Annotated in this window: 9 protein-coding genes; 6 read left to right on the top strand and 3 right to left on the bottom strand. The window is 64.5% G+C overall.

All coding sequences use genetic code 11. The features are described 5' to 3' along the window. The first annotated feature begins 127 nt into the window (after positions 1 to 127). Positions 128 to 763 carry an HvfX family Cu-binding RiPP maturation protein gene (locus tag CCR82_RS18060; protein WP_201247205.1) on the top strand — a complete coding sequence of 212 codons (636 nt, stop codon included), beginning with the start codon at positions 128 to 130 and terminating at the stop codon, positions 761 to 763. A gap of 35 nt (positions 764 to 798) precedes the next feature. Further along, positions 799 to 1767, top strand: a complete 969-nt coding sequence (locus tag CCR82_RS18065) for a DUF3179 domain-containing protein (RefSeq protein WP_201247206.1) — start codon at positions 799 to 801, stop codon at positions 1765 to 1767. Positions 1768 to 1845: 78 nt separating this feature from the next. Here CCR82_RS18065 and CCR82_RS18070 read toward each other — a convergent pair whose 3' ends face one another. The 3 genes from CCR82_RS18070 to CCR82_RS18080 form a co-directional block, all read right to left on the bottom strand. Further along, positions 1846 to 2277 (bottom strand): hypothetical protein, encoded by a 432-nt coding sequence (locus CCR82_RS18070; protein ID WP_201247207.1) that lies wholly within the window; start codon positions 2275 to 2277, stop codon positions 1846 to 1848. Between the two features lie 60 nt (positions 2278 to 2337). Next, positions 2338 to 3198: a serine hydrolase domain-containing protein gene (locus CCR82_RS18075; protein ID WP_201247208.1), complete on the bottom strand. Its 861-nt coding sequence runs from the start codon at positions 3196 to 3198 to the stop codon at positions 2338 to 2340. A gap of 305 nt (positions 3199 to 3503) precedes the next feature. Beyond that, positions 3504 to 4070: a carboxymuconolactone decarboxylase family protein gene (locus CCR82_RS18080; protein ID WP_201247209.1), complete on the bottom strand. Its 567-nt coding sequence runs from the start codon at positions 4068 to 4070 to the stop codon at positions 3504 to 3506. 422 nt (positions 4071 to 4492) lie between these two features. Between CCR82_RS18080 and CCR82_RS18085 the strand changes: the two genes are divergently transcribed. The 4 genes from CCR82_RS18085 to CCR82_RS18100 form a co-directional block, all read left to right on the top strand. Further along, positions 4493 to 4762, top strand: a complete 270-nt coding sequence (locus tag CCR82_RS18085) for an HvfA family oxazolone/thioamide-modified RiPP metallophore (protein WP_201247210.1) — start codon at positions 4493 to 4495, stop codon at positions 4760 to 4762. Between the two features lie 47 nt (positions 4763 to 4809). Beyond that, the gene (locus CCR82_RS18090) at positions 4810 to 5688 is read left to right on the top strand and encodes an HvfB family MNIO-type RiPP peptide maturase (protein WP_201247211.1); all 879 of its coding nucleotides are present in this window, start codon (positions 4810 to 4812) and stop codon (positions 5686 to 5688) included. Then, positions 5681 to 6517, top strand: a complete 837-nt coding sequence (locus tag CCR82_RS18095; protein ID WP_201247212.1) for an HvfC family RiPP maturation protein — start codon at positions 5681 to 5683, stop codon at positions 6515 to 6517. Before CCR82_RS18090 ends, CCR82_RS18095 begins: the two co-directional genes overlap by 8 nt. A 21-nt stretch (positions 6518 to 6538) precedes the next feature. Continuing rightward, positions 6539 to 6737, top strand: a 199-nt coding sequence (locus CCR82_RS18100; RefSeq protein WP_201247055.1) for an FAD-dependent oxidoreductase, incomplete at its 3' end; no start/stop codon positions are given.

Here is a 6737-nt window from a genome sequence, read left to right on the forward strand (position 1 = left end):
ACGTGCTCGGCTGTCAGCGTGCTGGCCGGCTGAGCATGAGAATCCGGGGGCATAGGCAGGAGGTTAGTGTCTGAGACATGCCACCAAGTATGTCATAGATCGGTATATCTAAAAGCGGAAATCGCCTATGACTCAGGCTCGCAGCCTACTCGATGCCACACGGCGCGTCGATTTCATCGCCCCGCTGCTGTTGCGGCTCTATCTGGCGCCGATCTTCTGGATGGCGGGAACCAAGAAGTTCGCCAGCTTCGACAGCACGGTGGCCTGGTTTGGCAATGCGGATTGGGGCTTGGGCCTGCCCTTTCCGACGATGATGGCGTTCCTGGCGGCTTCAACCGAGACGGTTGGCGCGGTCTTATTGGTGGTTGGCCTTGGCGTGCGGCTGATCTCGGTGCCGTTGATCGTGACCATGATCGTGGCGATGGTGACGGTGCACTGGCAGCACGGCTGGCTGGCGATCGCTGAGGGCAGTGGCTCCTTGTTCGCCAACGAGCGCACCATCGGCGCGATCGAGCGCCTGGATCGGGCCAAGGAGATCCTGCGCGAGCATGGCAATTATGAGTGGCTGACCGAGAACGGCAGCCTGGTGATCCTGAACAATGGCATCGAGTTCGCCGCGACCTATTTGATCATGCTGGTGGCGCTGTTCTTCATCGGTGCTGGGCGCACTCTGTCGGTCGATGATTGGATCGGGCGTTGGCTGGAGCGTCGCCGCTCGAGGTCCGGTCAGACGGCGGCCAGGTTCGCAACCGCCCACGCCTGATCTCATCCGACCCCGGCCAGCCAAGGAGTTAACGTATGACTCAACGCCTCCCCTCAGCACTTCTCCCGGCCGTCTTTGCCGTCGCCGGTTTGGTCGCCCTCAGTGCCAGTGTGCTGCTGGATGCGGCACCGAGGGCACAACAGCTCAACGGCTTTGCGGTGCACAACAGCCTGGTTCCGGTCGCCGAGATCCATGCCGGTGGTCCGGATCGCGATGGCATCCCGGCGATCGATCAGCCGCGCTTTGTCGAGGCCGAGGCTGTGGATTTTCTTACGCGTGACGACGAGGTCCTGGGCCTGGTCCATCAAGGCGAGGCCCGCGCCTATCCGATCAAGATCATGGATTGGCATGAGATCGTCAATGACCGCATCGAGGGCGAGCCGATCGCGATCACCTATTGCCCGCTGTGCGGCTCGGGGATCGCGTTCCGCGCCGAGCAGGCGGGCCGCGAGCTCAGCTTCGGCGTCTCCGGACTGCTCTACAACAGCGATCTGCTGCTCTACGACCGTCAGACCGAGAGCCTCTGGAGTCAGATCGCCAAGCAGGCCATCGCCGGTCCCTTGGCCGGGATCAAGCTCACCGCCCTGCCCCTGACCCACACGACCTGGGGCGCCTGGCGTCGCACCCATCCGCAGACCCAGGTGCTGTCGACCGAGACCGGTCATCGCCGCAACTATGACCGCGCCCCCTATGGCGGTTATAGCCGCCATGGCGAGCTTTACTTTCCGGTGAGCGCGCGCTCCAAGCGTTATCACCCGAAGGAGCGGGTGCTCGGGGTTGAGGTCAATGGACAGTTCAAGGCGTATCCGTTTGCGGAGCTCTCGCAGACCGATGGCCGCGTGTCTGATCAGCTCGGCGGTGAGTCGATTGAGGTGCGCTTCGATTGGGCACAGCCCAGCGCGCGTGCCTTCGATGCTGAGGGCGACCCACTCCCGGCTACGACCCTGTTCTGGTTTGCTTGGTATGCGTTTCACCCCGAGACTGAGGTGTATCGGGCGAACTGAGCATCGGTGAACGGTGCGAATGCCTGAGATCGGCGCGCCTAGGCCCAGCAACGAGCGACGGATCAGTGGTGGAGGCGGCTAAAGCTCATGGCCCAGTGCCACCCCGGCAGATGACGCCTTTGGGTCATCGGAACGGCCAACCGGCTCAGCCAAATACCCCGACCAGCGCAGCCGCATCTGTCCCTCGTGATCAACCATCTGCACCGAATCCCCGCGCGTGCGCCCCAGTCCAAGCAGGATCGCGCGCTCGTTGGTGACCGTGCGCAGTGGCACCTGAATCCGATCCGGTGAGAGCACCGGCATCCGATAGCTGAGGCAGAGCTTGCCATCGGTGAGCTTGAGCTTGAGGTCGGTGACCGGAAAACCGGGGTCTGGATTGAGGATGCGCCAGGAGCCTAGACGCTCGCGCCAGGCCTGCGGAACCGGCTCCTGTGGCACCTTCTCGCCGATGATGCGCTCACCCTGCGGGGTATCGGCGATCATCACCTCGCGGTCTTCGATGCGACGCATTTGCAGGCGCAGCTCCCGGAGTCGGCGCAGGCTTGCGCTGCCCAGGCTCGCGGGCTCGGGCTAGTCACCGCGTTGATCCGATGTCGACGGCGCAGCGCCAATCCAGCCCTGCGGATAGGCCATCAGGTCGAGCTGCTCGCCGGTCATGCAGGCGCAAAGACTGTCCTGCTGTGGCTGGATCGCGATCAGACCAAGGTCGGTCGCAAAATGCCCTTCGGCCGGGAGCGTCTCGGTCGGCTCTGTGGTACAGAGCAGCGCGATGCTCAGGCGCGCCATGTCCGCGGCGCTGGTCTCCAAGCCCTGCGCCGGCAGGTCGCGCAGCGGCAGCGGCGCAAAGCGCTGGCCGTTGCGGTGGCCTATGGCCAAGGAGTCATCGAACGTCGGCTGCGCGGCAAAGCGGCTGTGCGATAAACCCAGCGGCTCGAACAGAGCCTGCTGGGCGTGCGCGGCGAAGGGCGTCTGTGTGACCACCTGCAGCAGATGACCGAGCAGGCTGTAGCCGAGGTTGGAATAGGTGATCGGTTGCGCGGTCTGGTCGAAACGAGCCTTGAGACGAAAGCCCGGCAGCGCCGAGCCAACCGGCTGGTCGATGTCGATGGTTCCTTGGGCCTGCTGGGCCAGGACCAGCAAGGCGGTGATCGGTTTTGCCAAGGAGCCGGCCCGGTAGCGGGTCTGAGCCTGGGCCGGGCGTTGCTGCTCGGGGTCGTCGGCGAGGCCGAAGCCCTCGAGCCAGAGGATGCGGTCGTGGCGCACCAGTGCCAGACTCAGGCCGGGGATCTGGTAGTCAGACTGGGCGGCACGGATCAAGGGTGCCAACGCCTCACGCAGAGGAGCCATCTCCTCGACGATGAGGGCCTCGGTCTCGCCCTGGATTGGCGCAGGCGCAAGTGTGGGTTCAGACTGGGGCTCGGCCGCAGCCATTGCACTTAGGCCCAGGAGCAGTAACAGGGCGGGTCGTCCCGGTGGCGTCATGTCGCGGTTGCCTAAAGCGCAGCAGCAATGCCTGCAGTGTAGACAGCGAAAACCACCCAATACAAACACCCAACACAAAGAACAACGCCGAACCCCATCCTGGACTCAGCGTTGCTTGCACCGGCCTCAGAGGCCGGCCGGCTGATTCGAGACATTGGTCTCAGAAGATGAGATCTGGGTTGCCTTCGGCAGACCCATCGATCTCGGCTGTCTGAACAGGTCGGGCAAGTCGTGTGCGTGCGCCCCAGCCCACCTCAGTCATCAGTCTCACTCGCCCGCCAGGCGCGATGCTGAAAAGCGGCATCCAGCTCGGTACCAGCAATGTGGTTGGTATAGTTCGACAGGGTCTTCATGCCGACCCCGAGCACCACCTCCAAGACCTGCTGCGCGTCGTAGCCGGCCTCCTGAAACGCGGCGACCTCTGCCTCATCAACCCAGCCCCGCGCCTCGACCACTGCGGTGGTGAAGCGTCGCAGGGCCTCGAGTCGTGGATCAGGCAAGGGTTGGCCCGCCCGCAGCGCATCGGTCACCTGCTTGGGCACATCCGCCATGTCCGCAAGCACGCTGTGCGCCCCCATACAATAGTCGCAGCGGTTCTCGCGGCTGACGCTCAGCAGCACCACCTGTTGCTCGGCTGGCGAGAACGAGGTCTGCTCGAACAGCTCACCCAGGGCCAGGTAGCCCTTTAGCAGCGCTGGTGCGCTGGCCATCTTGCGCATCAGGTTGGGCAGCATGCCGAACTGGCGCTCGGCGTCGGTCAGCGCCGCCACGGCGTCCTGCGGCGCTGAGGTTGTATCGTGATAGGGAAAGAGCGATTGCATACTGTTCTCCAGGGCTCGGTTGGGATGCTCACTAACGGCCACCTACTGAGAACGGACCGGAGCAGGCGCAGCATTATTGCAGCCAGCGATTCAACGACGGGGCCAGCCGCGGTAGGGCTGATCCAGAGGCGCAGTCTGGGCGACGGCGCGCGAGGCAGTGCTGCGGGAAGCGATTCCCGCGCCTGGCATTGGTGAGTAGATGGTATCGATTGCGCGCATAACAGAAAACCGCCACCCTCAGCGATCACGCGCCTCGGCGCAGGCCGAGCGCGAGACCAGCCCATCGCCATCAACAGCGGCTGAAAGATTCAGCCCATCACCGCGGTCTTTAGCGAGTGAGAGCCACTGACCCAGTGCAAGCCGACCGGGGCTGCCGCCAGGGCTGTCAGCCTACTCACCTTATGTCTTTTCGGAGTGATTCCATGTCCAAGCAGATCATGACCCCCGCCGCCGTGATGGCCGGCGCCACCCTCGTCGGCACCCTGAGCGTCGCCAATCTGGCGCAGGCCGGCGACAACCCTTTCGTCACCGAGCCGCTTGAGAGCGGCTATCTGCAGCTGGCCGAAGGCAGCTGTGGCGAGGGCAAGTGTGGCTCCAAGGAGGACGGCGAAGGCAAGTGCGGAGAAGGGAAATGCGGCTCTAAGGATGGCGGCGAAGGCAAGTGTGGCGAGGGCAAGTGCGGCAGTAGCTAAGGCCCGCGCACAGCTGACCGATGCCCCACGCTTCTGAGTAAGCCGCCATGAACACCGACCTCTACCCCGTTCATGGCGCCGGTCTCGGTCTGCGGCGCGCGTTCATCGCCGCCGCAGCCGAACAGCCTCCGCCGGAGGTCTCCTTCTGGGAGATCGCCCCGGAGAATTGGATCGCTGTCGGGGGCCGCTGGGGGCGGCTGCTGCGCGGCCTGACCGAGCGCCATCCCTTCGTCTGCCACGGCTTGTCCCTCTCGATCGGCTCACCCGCCCCGCTCGATGTGCCGTTCGTCGAGCGCATCAAGCGCTTTCTCGATGCACACCAGATCGCGGTCTACACCGAGCACCTGAGCTACTGCTCGGATGATGGACAGCTGTATGACCTGATGCCGATCCCGTTCACGGCCGAGGCGGTGCAGCATGTCGCCCAGCGCGTGCGTCAGGTGCAAGAGATCCTCGAGCGGCGCATCGCCCTGGAGAACGTCTCCTACTACGCCGCACCAGGCCAAGAGATGCGCGAGATCGATTTCATCAACGCGGTGCTCGACGAAGCCGACTGTGACCTGCTGCTGGATGTGAACAACATCCTCGTCAACAGCATCAATCATCGCTACGACCCGATCGCCTTCCTCGAGGCCCTGCCCGCCGAGCGCATCGTCTATGGCCATATCGCCGGGCATTACCAAGAGGCGCCGGACCTGCGCATCGATACCCATGGGGCCAATGTGATCGAGCCGGTGTGGGCGTTGCTGGAGCAGGCCTATGCGCGCTTTGGCGTCTTCCCGACCCTGCTCGAGCGGGATTTCAACATCCCGCCGCTTGCTGAACTCACGACCGAGGTGCAGCGGATCAGCGACATCCAGCGGCGATATACCGACCAGCGCGGTGCCCCGCAAGCCACTGTCAGCGGACACCTGGCTCATGCCTGAGACCCATTCCTACTCACAGGCCGACGCCCTGGTCGACTCTCAGGCTGACTCTCTGGCCCAGGCTCAGGCAGCGCCCGAATTCATGCAGATCCAGCAGGCCTTCACGGCCCATCTGCGCGACCCGGACCAACAACCGCCGCCGGCGGGCATCGAGGATCGCCGTCTGCGGATCTATCGGGAGCTGATCTTCAACAATGTCGCCTCGCTGCTCGAGCAGGGCTTTCCGGTCCTGTACCAGTGCCTGGGCCGCGAGCGCTGGCAAGCACTGATCCGCGGATTCTTGATCGCCCATCGCGCCGAGACGCCCCTGTTCCCGGAGCTGGGCCAGGAGCTGTTGGCCTACCTGAGCACAGCGGGGGCCTTGCGCCCAGAAGATCCGCCCTTTGTGCGGGAACTCGCCCACTACGAGTGGGTCGAGACCGCCTTGATCTTCAGCGATGCCGAAGCCGGACCCGCGCTCGCCGATCCGAACGGTGATCTGCTCGACGGCGTCCCGGTGATCTCACCGCTGGCCTGGAATCTCAGCTACCGCTTCCCGGTGCATCGCATCAGCGCAGCATTCCAGCCGCACGCGCCGGACCCCGAGCCGACGCATCTGGTCGTGTACCGCACGCGCCAGGAGCGTGTCGCGTTTCTGAAGATCAACGTGGTGACCCAGCGACTGCTGGTGCTACTGCGAGAACACAGCCACCGGAGCGGACGGGATCTGCTCAACAGCATCGCGCTCGAGCTTCAGCATCCACGGCCGGCGCAGCTGATCGAGGCCGGCCGAAGCCTGCTGGACGATCTGCGTGAGCGCCAGATCCTGCTCGGCACCCGCCGCCTGTGACCCCGCCAACCGGAGCCCGTCATGCCCGATGCATCAACGCCTGCCATTACGGACCCCAACCGCAGCCCCAAGATCATCATCATCGGTGGTGGTTTCGCCGGCGCCACCGCGGCCAAGTCACTCGAGCGACACCTGCGCTCGGCCGAGATCCATCTGCTCTCGGCCGAGAACCATCTGACCTATAACCCGCTGCTGCCGGAGGTGGTCGGGGCTTCGGTGC

Origin of the sequence: Halochromatium salexigens, from assembly GCF_016653295.1 — a bacterium.
GTDB lineage: Bacteria > Pseudomonadota > Gammaproteobacteria > Chromatiales > Chromatiaceae > Lamprobacter > Lamprobacter salexigens.

Bases quoted from the DNA above. Each gene is read 5' to 3' on its own strand.
- CCR82_RS18085 (WP_201247210.1), top strand. From the start codon at position 4,493: ATGTCCAAGCAGATCATGACCCCCGCCGCCGTGATGGCCGGCGCCACC.
- CCR82_RS18075 (WP_201247208.1), bottom strand. From the start codon at position 3,198: ATGGCTGCGGCCGAGCCCCAGTCTGAACCCACACTTGCGCCTGCGCCA.
- CCR82_RS18065 (WP_201247206.1), top strand. From the start codon at position 799: ATGACTCAACGCCTCCCCTCAGCACTTCTCCCGGCCGTCTTTGCCGTC.
- CCR82_RS18095 (WP_201247212.1), top strand. From the start codon at position 5,681: ATGCCTGAGACCCATTCCTACTCACAGGCCGACGCCCTGGTCGACTCT.
- CCR82_RS18090 (WP_201247211.1), top strand. From the start codon at position 4,810: ATGAACACCGACCTCTACCCCGTTCATGGCGCCGGTCTCGGTCTGCGG.
- CCR82_RS18060 (WP_201247205.1), top strand. From the start codon at position 128: ATGACTCAGGCTCGCAGCCTACTCGATGCCACACGGCGCGTCGATTTC.
- CCR82_RS18080 (WP_201247209.1), bottom strand. From the start codon at position 4,070: ATGCAATCGCTCTTTCCCTATCACGATACAACCTCAGCGCCGCAGGAC.
- CCR82_RS18070 (WP_201247207.1), bottom strand. From the start codon at position 2,277: ATGCGTCGCATCGAAGACCGCGAGGTGATGATCGCCGATACCCCGCAG.